This is a genomic window from Pseudomonas sp. CM25, assembly GCF_013179705.1.
Taxonomy (GTDB): Bacteria; Pseudomonadota; Gammaproteobacteria; order Pseudomonadales; family Pseudomonadaceae; genus Aquipseudomonas.
Genome location: NZ_JABMCW010000011.1, coordinates 1 through 15,807, shown reverse-complemented (window position 1 = coordinate 15,807; position 15,807 = coordinate 1). Strand labels below are relative to the sequence as shown.

General features: G+C 62.7%; 14 protein-coding genes. 10 read left to right on the top strand and 4 right to left on the bottom strand.

The genetic code is table 11. The annotated features are described in order from the left end of the window. Nucleotides 1-64: 64 nt before the first annotated feature. From cyaY to rnk, 3 genes are all read left to right on the top strand, one after another. Complete coding sequence (gene cyaY, locus HP546_RS02410) at nt 65-397, top strand: iron donor protein CyaY (RefSeq protein WP_172219280.1); 333 nt, start codon at nt 65-67, stop codon at nt 395-397. Between the two features lies 1 nt (nt 398). Next, complete coding sequence (locus tag HP546_RS02405; protein ID WP_085615904.1) at nt 399-623, top strand: DUF1289 domain-containing protein; 225 nt, start codon at nt 399-401, stop codon at nt 621-623. Nucleotides 624-769: 146 nt separating this feature from the next. Continuing rightward, entirely contained in the window at nt 770-1,180 is a 411-nt protein-coding gene (rnk, locus tag HP546_RS02400) for a nucleoside diphosphate kinase regulator (protein ID WP_114171205.1), read from the top strand. 117 nt (nt 1,181-1,297) lie between these two features. On the opposite strand, the gene HP546_RS02395 is transcribed toward rnk, so the two are convergent. After that, the gene (locus HP546_RS02395; protein ID WP_172219278.1) at nt 1,298-4,153 is read right to left on the bottom strand and encodes a class I adenylate cyclase; all 2,856 of its coding nucleotides are present in this window, start codon (nt 4,151-4,153) and stop codon (nt 1,298-1,300) included. A 170-nt stretch (nt 4,154-4,323) separates the two neighbouring features. Between HP546_RS02395 and HP546_RS02390 the strand changes: the two genes are divergently transcribed. Next, nucleotides 4,324-4,782 carry a YaiI/YqxD family protein gene (locus HP546_RS02390; protein WP_172219276.1) on the top strand — a complete coding sequence of 153 codons (459 nt, stop codon included), beginning with the start codon at nt 4,324-4,326 and terminating at the stop codon, nt 4,780-4,782. Nucleotides 4,783-5,004: 222 nt separating this feature from the next. Here the strand turns inward: HP546_RS02390 and elbB are convergent, their stop codons facing one another. Beyond that, nucleotides 5,005-5,664, bottom strand: a complete 660-nt coding sequence (gene elbB, locus HP546_RS02385; RefSeq protein WP_172219274.1) for an isoprenoid biosynthesis glyoxalase ElbB — start codon at nt 5,662-5,664, stop codon at nt 5,005-5,007. A gap of 174 nt (nt 5,665-5,838) precedes the next feature. Next, a complete protein-coding gene (locus tag HP546_RS02380) occupies nt 5,839-6,483 on the bottom strand; it encodes a DedA family protein (protein WP_172219272.1) in 645 nt (214 codons plus the stop codon). A 213-nt stretch (nt 6,484-6,696) separates the two neighbouring features. Between HP546_RS02380 and ppk1 the strand changes: the two genes are divergently transcribed. After that, a complete protein-coding gene (gene ppk1 / locus HP546_RS02375) occupies nt 6,697-8,946 on the top strand; it encodes a polyphosphate kinase 1 (RefSeq protein ID WP_172219270.1) in 2,250 nt (749 codons plus the stop codon). Here ppk1 and ppx read toward each other — a convergent pair. Beyond that, complete coding sequence (gene ppx / locus HP546_RS02370) at nt 8,933-10,435, bottom strand: exopolyphosphatase (protein ID WP_172219268.1); 1,503 nt, start codon at nt 10,433-10,435, stop codon at nt 8,933-8,935. The two genes, ppk1 and ppx, sit on opposite strands and share 14 nt — an antisense overlap. A gap of 244 nt (nt 10,436-10,679) precedes the next feature. On the opposite strand from ppx, the gene trxA reads away from it, so the two are divergent. The 5 genes from trxA to HP546_RS02345 form a co-directional block, all read left to right on the top strand. Further along, the gene (trxA, locus tag HP546_RS02365; RefSeq protein ID WP_009684153.1) at nt 10,680-11,009 is read left to right on the top strand and encodes a thioredoxin TrxA; all 330 of its coding nucleotides are present in this window, start codon (nt 10,680-10,682) and stop codon (nt 11,007-11,009) included. Nucleotides 11,010-11,333: 324 nt separating this feature from the next. Next, nucleotides 11,334-12,593, top strand: coding sequence for a transcription termination factor Rho (rho, locus tag HP546_RS02360; protein WP_003253661.1), 1,260 nt, complete (start codon nt 11,334-11,336; stop codon nt 12,591-12,593). A gap of 219 nt (nt 12,594-12,812) precedes the next feature. Continuing rightward, nucleotides 12,813-14,279, top strand: coding sequence for a 4-hydroxy-3-polyprenylbenzoate decarboxylase (gene ubiD / locus HP546_RS02355; protein ID WP_172219266.1), 1,467 nt, complete (start codon nt 12,813-12,815; stop codon nt 14,277-14,279). Next, entirely contained in the window at nt 14,279-15,247 is a 969-nt protein-coding gene (locus tag HP546_RS02350; RefSeq protein WP_172219264.1) for a CDP-6-deoxy-delta-3,4-glucoseen reductase, read from the top strand. Before ubiD ends, HP546_RS02350 begins: the two co-directional genes overlap by 1 nt. 246 nt (nt 15,248-15,493) lie before the next feature. Then, nucleotides 15,494-15,807 (top strand): gamma-glutamylcyclotransferase (locus HP546_RS02345; protein ID WP_172219262.1); only part of this gene is annotated, 314 nt, incomplete at its 3' end.

Sequence of the window (15,807 nt, the reverse complement as noted above, 5' to 3'; positions counted from 1 at the left end):
CGGCGGCAAGCGCCCGTATCTTGCCCGGCTTGCCTGTAACGCAGCCAATTTCGAGGTTTCTGCAATGAGTTTGAGTGAAGCGCGTTTCCACGACCTGGTCGACGCGACCCAACAGGCCCTGGAAGACCTGTTCGACGAGAGCGGCATGGACCTGGACATGGAGAACTCCGCGGGCGTCCTGACCATCAAGTTCGACAATGGCAGCACGCTGATCTTCAGCCGTCAGGAGCCGCTGCGTCAGCTGTGGCTGGCGGACAAGTCGGGTGGGTTCCATTTCGACTACGACGAAGAGAGCAAGAAATGGACCTGCGAAAAGACCGACGAGCTGCTGGGCGAAATGCTCGAACGTATTGTCTGGGAGCGGGCCGGCGAGAAGCTGGACTTCGACGAGATCTGACATGAGCAGCACCCAGGCCCGGCCACCCAAGCCGCTTTACAGTAACGTCAGCCCCGCCGTGCCATCGCCGTGCATCAGCGTTTGCCGGCTGGACGAACAGCGGGTGTGCACCGGCTGCCACCGGCATGTCGAGCATATCCGCGAATGGCGCTCGGCCGACGACCAGCGGCGCCGGCAGATCTGTCGCGAGGCCCAGGCCCTGCGCGACCAGGCCAAGGCACACTGAACGCAAGGGCTTGAGTATTTGCCCGGCTGTGGTAGTGTCGAGTTCTGCGTCGGTGACGCCAAAGCCTTTTCAAACCCCGCCCTTGGGCGGGGTTTTGCTTTATCTGCACATTGAAAATTGCCTGTTCAAAGGAGTCTGACTGGATCATGAGCACCAAGCCTTCCCTAATCCTCACCCGATTGGACGTACAACGTCTGGAGCGTCTGATCGACAGCCTCGACGAAAGTACCCCGGGTGTGCTCGCCCTGCAGGACGAGCTGGACCGCGCCGAACAGGTGGTCGGTCACGAGGAAGTACCGGCGGGCGTGGTCACCATGAACTCTCGTGTGCACTGCCGTGAGGAAGCCAGCGGCAAGGACTACCACCTGACGTTGGTGTATCCGAAGGACGCCGGGCCGGAAGGCAATGTCTCGGTACTGGCACCGATCGGCTGCGCCTTGCTGGGGCTTTCGGTGGGCGAGCAGATCGACTGGCCGGCGCCGGGGGGCAAGACCCTCAAGCTGAAGCTGCTGGAAGTGGAATACCAGCCGGAAGCGGCGGGCGATTTCGACCTGTAAGGGCCAGAGGGGCCGCTTTGCGGCCCATTCGCAGCACAAGGCTGCTCCTGCACGGGATCGCGTACCCCTGTAGGAGCGGCCTTGTGTCGCGAAAGGGGTGCAAAGCCCCCCGGCGCTTCAGGATCCCTGCGCCAAAACCTGCTCCAACCCCTCATTCAACGCCTGCTCCAGCACCCGCTTGTAGCTCAGGTAAACCTGCGTCGCCCCCAACCGGTCGTCCAGCAACTCGGACAAGTCCAGGTCGGTGATATAGCACCGGTACAACGCCCCGCCACGCCGCTGCCCGATGATCTGCCGGGCCACCACTGCATACAACTGCTCGCCATGCTCCAGCCCGGAAAACTCCTGCTGGTCGCAATACAGCGTGACATGAGCAGCGCCCGCCACGCCGGCCTGGATGATGGCCTGGACCTCGTAGTAAGGCTGGTCGCTGCCTTCGACTGGTGCCGGCCGCGGTTCGATGCTGCGGGCCTTGCCAGGGCCGGAGGGCAGCAGTTGCGCATAGTGGATATCCAGCGCGGCCGAGTGCAGGTTGTCCAGCGGCAGCCGGGCATCGCGGCGCATGACCACCGAGCGCAGAAACCGCTGCAGCGGCAGCAGCAGGTGGGCTTCGTCGTGCAGGGGCAGGCGTTGCTGCCACAGCGCATTGTGTTCATCCAGCACATACACGTCGGCCCAGCCATCCTGCAGGCGGTAGAACACCTGTATGCAGGATGGCCGGCCTTGCTCCAGCACCTGGCGCAAATCGTTGTCCTGCAGGGCGTGGGCATCCAGGTACAGAGGGCTATAAGCGCTGCGCTCCTCACCCAGGTGAGTCAACAGCGCCTCATGCTCGGCCAGAGTCGTCAGGCTGACATGCCCGGGCAGCAGTTCCAGTACATGGGTGTGCTGGGCCACCTGTAGCAGGTAGCGGTGGTCGAGGCCTTGGGCCAGCAGCAGTTGCACGGTGTCGAATATTTCCTCCACGCGCTGGCCGATGGCGTGGGCGCGGCTGGGGCAGAAGCAGCGGACCCGCACCCGTGGCCGGTGCCCGTGCGGCATCGGGCTGTTGAGGAAGTCGCGCAGGCAGCGTACCAGCGCATGCGCGCCCTCATAACGCTGCACCAGCACCTCGTTCCAGCTGTTCAGGGTGACCTGGTCCAGGGTCAATACCAGGTTTTCGCGCGTGCCTGCGTAGCTCAGCGAGTCGGTGCGCTCGGTGGTCATCAGGATGTTCAGGTCGCGGTGGTGGCGCAGCGGATCGAGGGCGACGTTGACCAGTAGCAACACCTCGTCGGCGACGCTGGGCTGCAGCAGGCGCACTTCGCTCACCGTCGGCAGGGGTAGGGGGATGCTCTGCTGCAGGCAGCCGACCAGGCTGAACAGCTCGAACTCGCTGAGGTCGCTGACGCCGGGGTGCAATGCCAGGCGCGTGCTGCTGTCGATCACGCCGTTGCGATGGGCCCAGGCCAGCAGCTCCAGCAGCTCGCGGCAGCGCTTTATCGGGCTGAAGTGTTGCACCTCGTGGGTGCTCAGGTTGCCGCTGTACAGTTCCCAGTGATGGCTGCCCGGCTCCTTGCGGTTGGGCTGCTGGACCAGGGTCAGGGTGCCTTCGGCGAGGTCCGGGGCAATCCCGGGGTTGATTACTTCGACCTTGCCGGCACGGCGTTCGAACGCGGCGTACAGGCGCCGGCCCAGCACATTGAGGTCACGCTGGTCGGCGCGGCTGCTGGCGTTCTGGTTGCGGGCGAACTGGCTGAGGAAGCGGTAGCTGTGGTTCAACTCGGCCACCAGTTCGCGGCGTTCGACGGCGACCTGCTGCACTTTCCATTGGCTGCGGCTGTCCAGCAGGGCCAGCTGGCGCTCGTCCCAGCCCCACTCATCGGCCAGGCGCTGCAGCAGCCGGCGTTGCCAACCATTGCTGCGGCCTTGGTCGCTGAGCTTCTTGTTCACCTTCAGGTACAGGCTGCGCCGCACCAGTTCCAGCCGTGCGGGCTCGCCACGTGCCAGCAGGTAGCGCTCGATGCGTCGGTACACCATCACGTAGGGGTCCAGCTCATCGAGGTCGAGCCGATTGGCAAATACCGCCTGCTTGTAGTCCAGGCTCAGGCAACGCACCGCAGGGTGTTCACTGGCGTAGGCTTCGGTCAGCAGCAACTTGAGCAGTGACTTGTAGGGTGAGTCGATCCCTTTGAACAGTTGCCACAGCCCGGCACCGACGAATTCGCCGGGCGGAATGTGCGCCAGGTTGCCCAGGTCCAGAGCGTCCTGGCTGCGGATGAAGCGCTTGGACAGCAGGGTCTGGGTGTATGCGTGATAGTTGTGTTCCTGGTACACCGGCACCAGCCACCACAACGGTGTGCGCCCGGCCAGCCACAGGGTGGTGCGATAGAACTCGTCCAGCAGCAGGTAGTGCTGGGTGGTGCCGCAGTCGTCGGAGCCAAGCTGGCCATCACGCTGACCTTGGGCAAACCCCTGCGTATCGATCAGGAAGAAATGCGCCTCGGCGCCAAGGCTCGCCGCCCATGCCTCCAGTAACTGGCATTTGCGGCGCAGCTCTTCCAGCAGTTGCCCTGGAATGCCGGGCGCATGGCACACCCACAGGTCCATGTCGCTTTGTTCGGCCTGGGCCAGCGAGCCCAGGCTGCCCATCAGAAACAGCCCGTGGATCGGGGATGGCGGGCTGCCATGGCGGGCCTTGTAGGTAAACGAACGCGCCAGGCGCTGGGCCTCTGCAACCAGATCGGCGCTTGGCTGGTAACCCGATACACCCGCAGGGGTGCTGCCGGACACGTAGCCAGGCAAGAGCGGGTGGTTTACATGAAACAGCAGAGGTAACAGCGTCAGCACTTGTTGCTGGCGGGTAGACAAGCCTTCCATTGCCCGCTGCAACCGCCCCTGGTTGAGTTGCAGGAAGCGCGAGCGCAATGTCGCCAGGACCTTGCGGTCGATGCCTTGGTCCAGGTCGGGGCGGATCTCGTGAGGGTGGTTCATTGCGCACTCGGGCAGGCTTGTGGAGCAGTGGCGAGTTTAGCCTGAGTGATGAGGTCGGATAAGCGGCAATTGAAATATTGGCGCCATTTTCCCAACGCCCTGGCGGCGATGCTCCAGCTTTTGCTGCGCTTGAGGCATGATGGTGCCTTGCCCAGATGGAGAGGTTCCCGATGCGTGTATGGATCGATGCCGACGCTTGCCCCAAGGCGGCCAAGGATCTGATCGTCAAGTTCGCCCTCAAGCGCAAGTTCGAGGTGGTGATGGTGGCGGGCCAAGCCGTGGCCAAGCCGGCCTTCGCGATTGTGCGGCTGATTGTTGTACCCAGCGGTATGGACGCAGCGGACGACTACTTGGTCGAGCACGCCGTGCCCGGCGAGCTGGTGATTTGCAGTGATGTGCCGCTGGCTGACCGCCTGGTGAAAAAGGGCGTGGCAGTGCTGGACCCGCGTGGGCGTGAGTTCGATGAGCGCAACATGGGCGACCGCCTGGCGGCGCGCAACCTGTTCACCGACCTGCGTGAGCAGGGCCAGGTAGGGGGAGGGCAGGCGACCTATGGTGAGCGCGACAAGCAGGCATTTGCCAATGCGCTGGACCGGATCATTTCGCGCCTGTCCAGATCTGAGCCGTGACGCGATCCCTGTAGGAGATTACCCAGCCCATTGGGCTGCGCTGTCGCGCAGAGAACTGATGCCGGGGGCTCCGCGTACCCTTTGGGAGCGGGCGCGCCCGCGAAGAATCCAACGCGGTGCATGGCACCGGCTGCGCCGGTGTTCGCGGGCACTCCCGCTCCCACAGGGTCCCTGCTAACTCAGTAAGTTATGTGCAGTTCCATGAGAGCGGGCGTACCAGGCTTATTCGTGGGTCAGCTCCAGCACCCGGTCCACCAGCTTGTAGATCCCGCCCGCCGCCTCGCTGATCGACTTGGCCTCCATGTATGCCGGGGTGCTCACCAGCTTGCGCTGGACGTCTTCGACAATGTCATGCACATCGCATTCTTCATGGGTGCCGCCCATCTTGACCACCGCGTCGGCAGTGCCCGCATCCTTGCCGATGGTGCACACCACGCCCGGCCCGTAGATCTTCGCCGCCAGCGCTGGCGAGATGCAGATCAGGCCAACCGGCTTGCAGGCATCGGCGAAGGCTTCGGCCAGGGCCAGCACGTCCGGGTTGACGCTGCAGTTGGTGCCCTCCACGGCAAAATTGGAGAGGTTTTTCGCCGCCCCGAAACCGCCCGGTACAATCAGCGCATCGAAGTCTTCGGCCTTCGCCTCGCGAATGTCCTTCACCTCGCCGCGGGCAATCCGCGCCGATTCCACCAGCACATTGCGCGACTCGGGCATCTCTTCGCCGGTCAGGTGGTTGATGACATGCATCTGCGCGATGTCCGGCGCGAAGCACTGCACCTGCGCACCGCGCTGGTCGAGGCGCAGCAGGGTGATCACGCTTTCGTGGATTTCGGCGCCGTCATACACGCCACAGCCGGAAAGAATCACCGCTACTTTTTTTGTCATGCTCATTGCTCCAGTGTCGAGGCGCTAAATGTCCTCTAGTTTGGCAGATGGCGCCACAGGCATAACCGGGCCTGCGGACAGTCCTGCGCAAAATCCTGCTTACTTGGATCGCAATTACGCTGGGGTGTTCATTCTTTGAGGCGGTCTGTTCGGCAACGTACCGGCGCACTGGGCTTAGCGGTGGTCGCGCCGCTGGCCTGGGTCCTGCTCGTGCTTTACAGCGTGCTCAGCCTCTGGGGCCTGGGCTTCGCTCGCCGCCTTGCGCTCGGCGCGCAGGGTGCGGAAGCGCCGGCGCAGCCACAGCAAAACGCCCAGCATCAACAAGCCGCCAAGCACCCATAGCTCGTAGCGCTTCACGTTGCCCAGCAGGCCTTCGAGGATGGCGCCGAAGTGGTAGGCAGCCGCGCCCAGGGCGATTGCCCAGATGGCCGCGCCAATCCCGTTCAGCAGCAGGTAGCGGCGTGGCGGATAGCCCGACAGGCCAATGGCCACCGGCATGACCGTGCGCAGGCCATAGACGAAGCGGAAACTCAGCACCCAGATGTCGGGGTGGCGGCGGATATGGTCCAGCGCCCGGGCACCCATTGCCTGCCAGCGCGGTTTGCGCGCCAGAATCCGCCGCCCGTGGCGACGGCCCATGAAATACCACAACTGGTCACCGGCGTAGCTGCCCAGAAACGCCACCAGGCACACCAGCTTGATGTCCATGTAACCGCGGAACGCAAGGAAACCCGCAAGCACCAGGATGGTCTCGCCTTCAAAGAAGGTGCCTAGAAAAAGGGCGAAGTAGCCGAAATCCTGCAGGAATTGTTGAAGCATTTTCTGAGGTGCTGGCGAAATGAACGCGCAGCCTACCCCTTCGCGCGCATTCGTGAAAGTGTCCAAATGTGTCTCGACGTGAACATTTCCTACACGGACAATGCCAGATGCTACGCGTCATCGCTTGCCCTGCTGTGTAATGCAGGCGTCATAATGGTCGCTTATCTTGCCGCTCAATTGATGATAGGGCATTAACGTCCTCAGGAACGCCAGATGAATAATGAAGTGCTAACCCCTGTCGCGATCAAGGATGCTCAAGAGCTCCCCGAAGAGATGCTGCAGACCCCGCCAGACCTGCCGCCGGCGCCCGAGCCCGAGCCAGTGGCAGAGCCGGTGGCCGAGCCTGCCGCCCCCACGCCCGCCCCTGCACCGGCAATCGCCGTGCCTGGCCTGGACGACAGCAGCCTGTACATTCATCGCGAGCTTTCGCAGTTGCAGTTCAACATCCGTGTGCTGGAGCAGGCACTGGACGAGAATTACCCGCTGCTCGAGCGCCTCAAGTTCCTGCTGATCTTCTCCAGCAACCTCGACGAGTTCTTCGAGATCCGCGTCGCCGGCCTGAAGAAGCAGATCAATTTTGCCCGTGAACAGGCCGGTGCCGACGGCCTGCAGCCGCACCAGGCATTGGCCCGCATCAGCGAGCTGGTGCACTTCGAAGTCGACCGCCAGTACGCGATCCTCAACGACGTGCTGCTGCCGGAGCTGGAAAAGCACCAGATTCGCTTCATCCGCCGCCGCTACTGGACACCCAAGCTCAAGACTTGGGTGCGCCGCTATTTCCGCGACGAAATCGCGCCGATCATCACCCCGATCGGCCTCGACCCGACTCACCCGTTTCCGTTGCTGGTGAACAAGAGCCTCAACTTCATCGTCGAGCTCGAGGGCGTGGACGCCTTCGGCCGTGACTCGGGCCTGGCGATCATCCCGGCGCCGCGCCTGCTGCCGCGGGTTATCCGTGTGCCGGAAGAGGTCGGCGGGCCAGGTGCCAACTACGTGTTCCTGTCGTCGATGATCCACGCGCACGCCGACGACCTGTTCCAGGGCATGAAGGTGAAGGGCTGCTACCAGTTCCGCCTGACCCGTAACGCCGACCTGGCGCTGGACTCCGAAGAAGTCGACGACCTGGCCCGCGCCCTGCGCGGTGAGCTGTTCTCGCGCCGCTATGGCGACGCCGTGCGCCTGGAAGTGGCCGACACCTGCCCGAAACACCTGTCAGATTACCTGCTCAAGCAGTTCAGCCTCAGCGAAAGCGAGCTGTACCAGGTCAACGGCCCGGTCAACCTGACCCGTCTGTTCAGCATCACCGGCCTGGACAGCCACCCGGAGCTGCAATACACCCCGTTCACCCCGGCAATCCCCAAACTGCTGGTGAATGCCGACAACATCTTCAGCGTGATCAGCAAGCAGGACATCCTGCTGATGCACCCGTTCGAGTCTTTCACCCCGGTGGTCGACCTGCTGCGCCAGGCCGCCAAGGACCCACACGTGCTGGCTGTGCGCCAGACGCTGTACCGCTCGGGGGCCAACTCGGAAATCGTCGACGCGCTGGTGGATGCGGCCCGTAACGGCAAGGAAGTCACTGCGGTGATCGAGCTGCGTGCGCGCTTCGACGAAGAGTCCAACCTGCAGATGGCCAGCCGCTTGCAAGCGGCCGGTGCGGTAGTGATCTATGGCGTGGTCGGCTTCAAGACCCACGCCAAGATGATGCTGATTTTGCGCCGCGAGCATGGCGAGATCGTGCGTTATGCGCATCTGGGTACCGGCAACTACCACGCCGGTAACGCCCGCCTGTACACCGACTACAGCCTGCTGACCTCTGACGACGCCCTGACCGAGGACGTTGGCAAGCTGTTCAGCCAGCTGATCGGCATGGGCAAGACCCTGCGCATGAAAAAGCTGCTGCACGCGCCGTTCACCCTGAAGAAGGGCATGCTCGACATGATCGCGCGGGAAACCCAGTTCGCCCTCGAAGGCAAGCCGGCGCACATCATCGCCAAGTTCAACTCGCTGACCGATGCCAAGGTCATCAAGGCGCTGTACAAGGCCAGCCAGTCGGGCGTGAAGATCGACCTGGTGGTGCGTGGCATGTGCTGCCTGCGCCCAGGTATTCCGGGGGTTTCGCACAACATCCAGGTGCGCTCGATCATCGGTCGCTTCCTGGAGCACACGCGGGTGTTCTACTTCCTCAATGGCGGCGAAGAGCAGATTTACCTGTCCAGTGCCGACTGGATGGAGCGCAACCTCGACAAACGTGTCGAGACCTGCTTCCCGGTAGAAGGCAAGAAGCTGTTGCTGCGGGTGAAGAAGGAGCTGGAAAGCTACCTGACCGACAACACCCATGCCTGGACCCTGCAGCCAGACGGGCGCTACGTGCGCAGCACCCCGACCGGCAACCAGAACCCGCGCAGTGCCCAGGCGACCCTGCTGGAGCGCCTGAGCAACCCGGTCCTCAACGTACGCTGAGGACGAAGCCGACCCGGGCCAGCCACTCCGCCTCGTTGGCGAAGTCGGCCTGGGTCAGCTGGTTCTGCTCCAGCCAGCCAGCCGGGAACACCACGACGAGGCTGTTATCGGCCGCGTTGAGCTCTACCTTCGGCATTTGCTGAGTACCACGGATGTGGTGGAACAGGATGGCGAAGCGCAGCAGCACGCACAGGCGCAACAGCTTGACGCCTTCCTCGCCCAGGTCGGCGAACTTGTCCTTGGGGATATTGCGCCGATGGCCGCGTACCAGCAGGGCCATCATCTGTTGGTCCTCGCGGGAAAAGCCCGCCAGGTCCGAGTGCTCGATCAGGTAGGCGCCGTGCTTGTGGTAATGGTAGTGGGCGATGTCCAGGCCTATTTCGTGCACTTTAGCCGCCCAGCCCAGCAGATCGCGCCAGTTCCCGCCTTTCAGCCCCCATGCTTCGGCCACTTGGTCGAAGGCATGCAGCGCCTTGCGCTCGACCCGCGCGGCCTGGCCGTGATCTACGTGGTAGCGCTCCATCAGCGAGTTGAGCGTGCGTTCGCGCACATCTTCGTGGTGATGGCGGCCCAGCAGGTCGAACAGCACGCCTTCGCGCAGGGCACCGTCACAGTGGTCCATGCGCTGTAGCTCCAGCGCATCGAAGATGGCTTCGAGAATCGCCATGCCGGCCGGGAAGATGGTCCGGCGGTCGGGTTTGACGCCATCGAAGTCGATCTTGTCGACCTCGCCCAGCTTGAACATCTTGCGTTTGACCCAGGCCAGGCCCTCGGCGTTGACCTCGCCATTGCCCAGCCCGCCGGCCTTGATGGCGGCACCAATGGCGCGGATGGTCCCGGACGAGCCGATGGCCTCGTCCCAGGTCAGGCGGTGCAGCGCGTTCTCGATGCTCATCAGTTCCAGGCGCGCGGCGGTGTAGGCCTGGGCGTAGCGGGCCGGGGTGATCTTGCCGTCGCGGAAGTACCGCTGGGTGAAACTCACACAGCCCATCTGCAGGCTTTCGCGCAGCAGCGGCTCGAAGCGCTGGCCGATGATGAACTCGGTGCTGCCGCCACCGATGTCGGCCACCAGGCGCTTGCCGGCGGTGTCGGCCAGGGTGTGCGAGACACCCAGGTAGATCAGGCGCGCCTCTTCACGGCCGGAGATGACCTCCACCGGGTGGCCGAGGATGGCTTCGGCGCGCTGGATGAATTCGTTGCGGTTGCGCGCTTCGCGCAGGGCGTTGGTACCGACGATGCGCACGGAGCCTGCCGGCATTCCGTTGATCAGCTGGGAGAAGCGCTTGAGGCAGTCCAGGCCTCGTTCCATGGCTTCTTCGCTGAGCATGCGCTCTTCGTCGATGCCGGCGGCCAGCTGAACCTTCTCGCCGAGCCGCTCGAGAATGCGGATTTCGGTATGGTGGGCCTTGGCCACGACCATGTGGAAACTGTTGGAGCCAAGGTCGATGGCGGCGATCAGGGACAGGTTCTTCGCGATGGTATGCGGCATGATCTGGTTGTTCTCGGTCGTTAACCCGGCAATCGTGCCACGATAGCAGGCTGACGCCAACGCGTGACACGCCAAGGCTTGATGCAAGGCAATGTGCCATTCGATGCTATGACACTTGTGTGACAGTTTCGATTCGCGGCGTCTTGCGCAACTATAGTTACACTCAATCGTCCGCGACTTCCTGTAGGGCGTGGGTGCAGCTATGATGGGCCACGTTTTTTTGCTTACGACCCTGGAGATATCCATGAGCAGCGATTTGATCAAACACGTCACCGACGCTACCTTCGAAGCCGAAGTCCTGCAGGCTCAAGGCCCGGTGCTGGTCGACTACTGGGCTGAATGGTGCGGCCCATGCAAGATGATCGCGCCGGTTCTGGACGACATCGCCTCCACCTACGAGGGCAAACTGACCGTAGCCAAGCTGAACATCGACGACAACCAGGAAACCCCCGCCAAGCACGGCGTGCGTGGTATCCCGACGCTGATGCTGTTCAAGAACGGCAACGTCGAAGCGACCAAGGTTGGCGCACTGTCGAAATCGCAGCTGGCCGCGTTCCTCGACGCCCACCTGTGATGTGAAAAACCCCGCCGATGCGGGGTTTTTTTTGCCTGCAGGGGTTGTGGCAGCGGGTTTGCTTGCGAATTCGATGTTGAGCCCCGCGCCGCCTTCACGGGTAAACCCGCTTCCACAGGGCATCATTTACCCGGCCAAAACCACTAGACGCAGAAAAAAGCAAGTGTTACATTCGGCCTCGCACTGCTTCTCCAGTGCCCTCTACATGCCGTCGCCGAAGCATCCCAATTCGAATCAGTACGCGATCTTGTCGCCATCTAGCGGCGCGGCCTCATTAAGCCAGAGCTTAATCCTCCCTTCTTACATGATTACGTCACTCCCCTTATGAACCTGACTGAACTCAAGCAAAAGCCGATTACCGATCTTTTGGAAATGGCCGAACAGATGGGCATCGAAAACATGGCCCGTTCGCGCAAACAGGACGTGATTTTCGCCCTGCTTAAAAAGCACGCGAAAAGCGGCGAAGAGATCTCGGGTGACGGCGTGCTGGAGATTCTCCAGGATGGTTTCGGTTTCCTGCGTTCGGCCGATGCGTCCTACCTGGCCGGCCCGGACGATATCTACGTCTCGCCCAGCCAGATCCGTCGCTTCAACCTGCGTACCGGCGACACCATCGTCGGCAAGATCCGCCCACCGAAGGAAGGGGAGCGTTACTTCGCTCTGCTGAAGGTCGATACCATCAACTTCGACCGCCCGGAAAACGCGAAGAACAAGATCCTGTTCGAAAACCTGACGCCGTTGTTCCCGAACAAGCGCCTGAAGATGGAAGCCGGTAACGGCTCCACCGAAGACTTGACCGGCCGCGTCATCGACCTGTGCGCCCCGATCGGCAAAGGCCAGCGTGGCCTGATCGTGGCTCCGCCGAAGGCGGGCAAGACGATCATGCTGCAGAACATCGCGGCCAACATCACCCGCAACAACCCCGAGTGCCACCTGATCGTCCTGCTGATCGACGAGCGCCCGGAAGAAGTGACCGAAATGCAGCGCACCGTGCGCGGCGAAGTGGTTGCCTCTACCTTCGACGAGCCGCCGACCCGCCACGTGCAGGTTGCCGAGATGGTGATCGAGAAGGCCAAGCGCCTGGTCGAGCACAAGAAGGATGTGGTCATCCTGCTGGACTCCATCACCCGTCTGGCGCGTGCCTACAACACCGTGATCCCGAGCTCGGGCAAGGTGCTGACCGGTGGTGTCGACGCCCACGCCCTGGAAAAGCCAAAGCGCTTCTTCGGTGCTGCGCGTAACATCGAAGAGGGCGGTTCGCTGACCATCATCGCCACCGCGCTGGTCGAAACCGGCTCGAAAATGGACGAAGTGATCTACGAAGAGTTCAAGGGTACCGGCAACATGGAGCTGCCGCTGGATCGCCGCATCGCTGAGAAGCGCGTGTTCCCGGCCATCAACATCAACCGCTCGGGCACCCGCCGCGAAGAGCTGCTGACCGCCGACGACGAACTGCAGCGCATGTGGATCCTGCGCAAGCTGCTGCACCCGATGGACGAAATCGCCGCCATCGAGTTCCTGGTCGACAAGCTCAAGCAGACCAAGACCAACGACGAGTTCTTCCTGTCCATGAAGCGCAAGTAAGCGTTTCAAGTCCGGATTGATTGGGGCTGCTTCGCAGCCCATCGCCGGCAAGCCAGCTCCTGCAGGTACTGCGCAGCTCTTGAAGCTTGTGCCGGACCTGTTGGAGCTGGCTTGCCGGCGATGGGGCGCGAAGCGGCCCCAAGTCATTTTTGGCCATTAGGCGCCGAACGGCGCTACACTCTGCACCCCCGACCGATACGGCCAACACGAGGCTCCTGCATGCAGTATCGCGACTTGCGCGACTTCATCCGTGGCCTGGAACAGCGCGGCGAGCTCAAGCGCATCCAGGTTCCGATTTCCCCCGTCCTGGAAATGACCGAGGTCTGCGACCGCACCCTGCGTGCCAAGGGCCCGGCATTATTGTTCGAAAAGCCCACCGGCTTTGACATCCCGGTGCTGGGCAACCTGTTCGGCACCCCGGAGCGCGTGGCCATGGGCATGGGCGCGGAGTCGGTCGAAGAGCTGCGCGAAATCGGCAAGCTGCTGGCATTCCTCAAGGAGCCCGAGCCGCCGAAGGGCCTGAAGGATGCCTGGTCGAAGCTGCCGATCTTCAAGAAGGTCGTGTCGATGGCGCCGAAAGTGGTCAAGGACGCGGTGTGCCAGGAGGTAGTGGTCGAGGGTGATGACGTCGACCTCGGCGCATTGCCGATCCAGCACTGCTGGCCGGGCGACGTAGCTCCGCTGATCACCTGGGGCCTTACCGTTACCCGCGGGCCGAACAAGGACCGGCAGAACCTGGGCATCTACCGCCAGCAGGTCATCGGCCGCAACAAGGTCATCATGCGCTGGCTCAGCCACCGTGGCGGCGCTCTGGATTACCGCGAGTGGTGCGAGAAGAACCCCGGCCAGCCGTTCCCGGTCGCCGTGGCCCTGGGCGCTGACCCGGCGACCATTCTCGGTGCCGTGACGCCAGTACCGGACACCCTCTCCGAATATGCCTTTGCCGGCCTGCTGCGCGGCAACCGTACCGAGCTGGTCAAGTGCCGTGGCAGCAACCTGCAGGTACCGGCCACCGCGGAAATCATCCTGGAAGGCGTGATCCACCCGGGTGAAATGGCCCCGGAGGGCCCGTACGGCGACCATACCGGCTACTACAACGAAGTGGACAGCTTCCCGGTGTTCACCGTGGAGCGCATCACCCATCGGCACAAGCCGATCTACCACAGCACCTACACCGGCCGGCCGCCGGATGAGCCGGCGATTCTCGGCGTGGCGCTGAACGAAGTGTTCGTGCCGATCCTGCAGAAGCAGTTTCCGGAAATCACCGACTTCTACCTGCCGCCGGAAGGCTGCTCGTACCGCATGGCGGTGGTGACCATGAAGAAGCAGTACCCAGGGCACGCCAAGCGCGTGATGCTGGGTGTGTGGTCGTTCCTGCGACAGTTCATGTACACCAAGTTCGTTATTGTCACCGATGACGATATCAACGCCCGCGACTGGAACGATGTGATCTGGGCCATTACCACGCGCATGGACCCCAAGCGTGATACGGTAATGATCGACAACACTCCGATCGACTACCTGGACTTCGCGTCGCCGGTATCGGGGCTGGGGTCGAAGATGGGCCTGGACGCCACGCACAAGTGGCCGGGCGAGACTACACGCGAATGGGGGCGGGTCATCGTCAAGGACGAAGCCGTTACCCGCCGTATCGATGACTTGTGGGATCAGTTGGGAATAGATTGATGCAGGTAACGTTGCAGCCGTCCGGGGCGGTGCTGGCGCTCGAACCCGGGGAACGGATCCTGGATGGAGCGCGGCGGCTGGGCTATGACTGCCCGAACAGCTGCCGCAATGGCAATTGCCATGTCTGCGCCGCATTGTTGGTCGAAGGCCGGGTACGCCAGGACGGCGTAGTTCGTGACCATGGCGAGTTGTTTACCTGCATTGCCGAACCGCTGGAGGACTGCGTGTTGCTCTGGGATGGTGTGCTCGCCCTGGGCGAGCTGCCAGTGCGCAAGCTGGCGTGCACCGTCAGTGAGTGCGTCGACGTCGGCGGCGACGTCTGGCGTGTGCGCCTGCGCGCACCTGCCGGCAAGCCGCTGCGCTACCACGCCGGGCAGTACCTGATGATCGAGCGCGAGGGTGGCAAGCCCGCGGCTTTCTCGCTGGCTTCCGCGCCCCACGCCGGGCGCGAGCTGGAGCTGCACGTGCTGGCGCGTGAAGCGAGTGCGCTGCAACTGATCGACCAGCTCAGGCGCGATGGCCTGGCGCGTATCGAAATGCCGTTTGGCGACACCCACCTGGCCGAGTTGCCGGATGGGCCGCTGGTGCTGATCGCTGCAGGCACCGGGATGGGGCAGATGCACAGCCTGCTGGAGCATTGCCGCTCGCAGGGTTTCAAGCACCCGGTACACCTGTACTGGGGCGTGCGCCGGCCTGAGGATTTCTACCAGATCGAGCATTGGGATGAGTGGCAGCGCCTGCCCAACCTGTTCCTGCACCAGGTGGTCAGCGACCTGTGCGGCTGGGAAGGCCGGTGCGGCATGCTGCACGAGGCGGTCTGCGAGGATATTGCCGACCTCAACACCGTGCATGTGTACGCCAGCGGCTCGCCCAACATGATCTACGCCACCCTCGACGCCCTGGTCGAAGCCGGCATGGATGCGCACCGCATGCGTGCGGATGTGTTTGCCTACGCACCGCGCGGTTAATAACCGAAGTTTGAACAAGTGGGTATAAGGCGGTAATTGTTACCGCCTTGGCCAATAAGTTTCGCAGTCCCCGAAACAGTATTTCCCAGTCGTCGGAACCGCCAATGAAACACTGGCGCCAGGTCTTGAGTATTTCGCCATTTCTGGCCTATGGTTACAGCAAGCGCCCTTGGCGCAGCGGCCCAGAGCCGCAACGCAAGCGCATTTCGCTAGATCTGTAGTTCACAGGGATAATGGCGGCAGCTTATGTCGGCACTTGAAAACATGTCCTGGGAAGTTTCATATCCTCCGACACTCGACTTCGGTCAGCAACATACTCACGAACAGTTGTTTAATTCCATGAAGACGACCATGTCGCACCATCAAGGCGGGCCGGTGTGGCTGTTCGCTTATGGTTCCTTGATCTGGCGCCCGGAGTGCAATTCGGTCGAGCGTCAACGCGCGCGGGTGCATGGTTATCACCGTGGCTTGTACCTGTGGTCACATGAACATCGCGGCACCCCGGAAATCCCCGGCCTGGTGTTCGGCCTGGATCGAGGGGGGTCCTGCAGTGGCTTCGC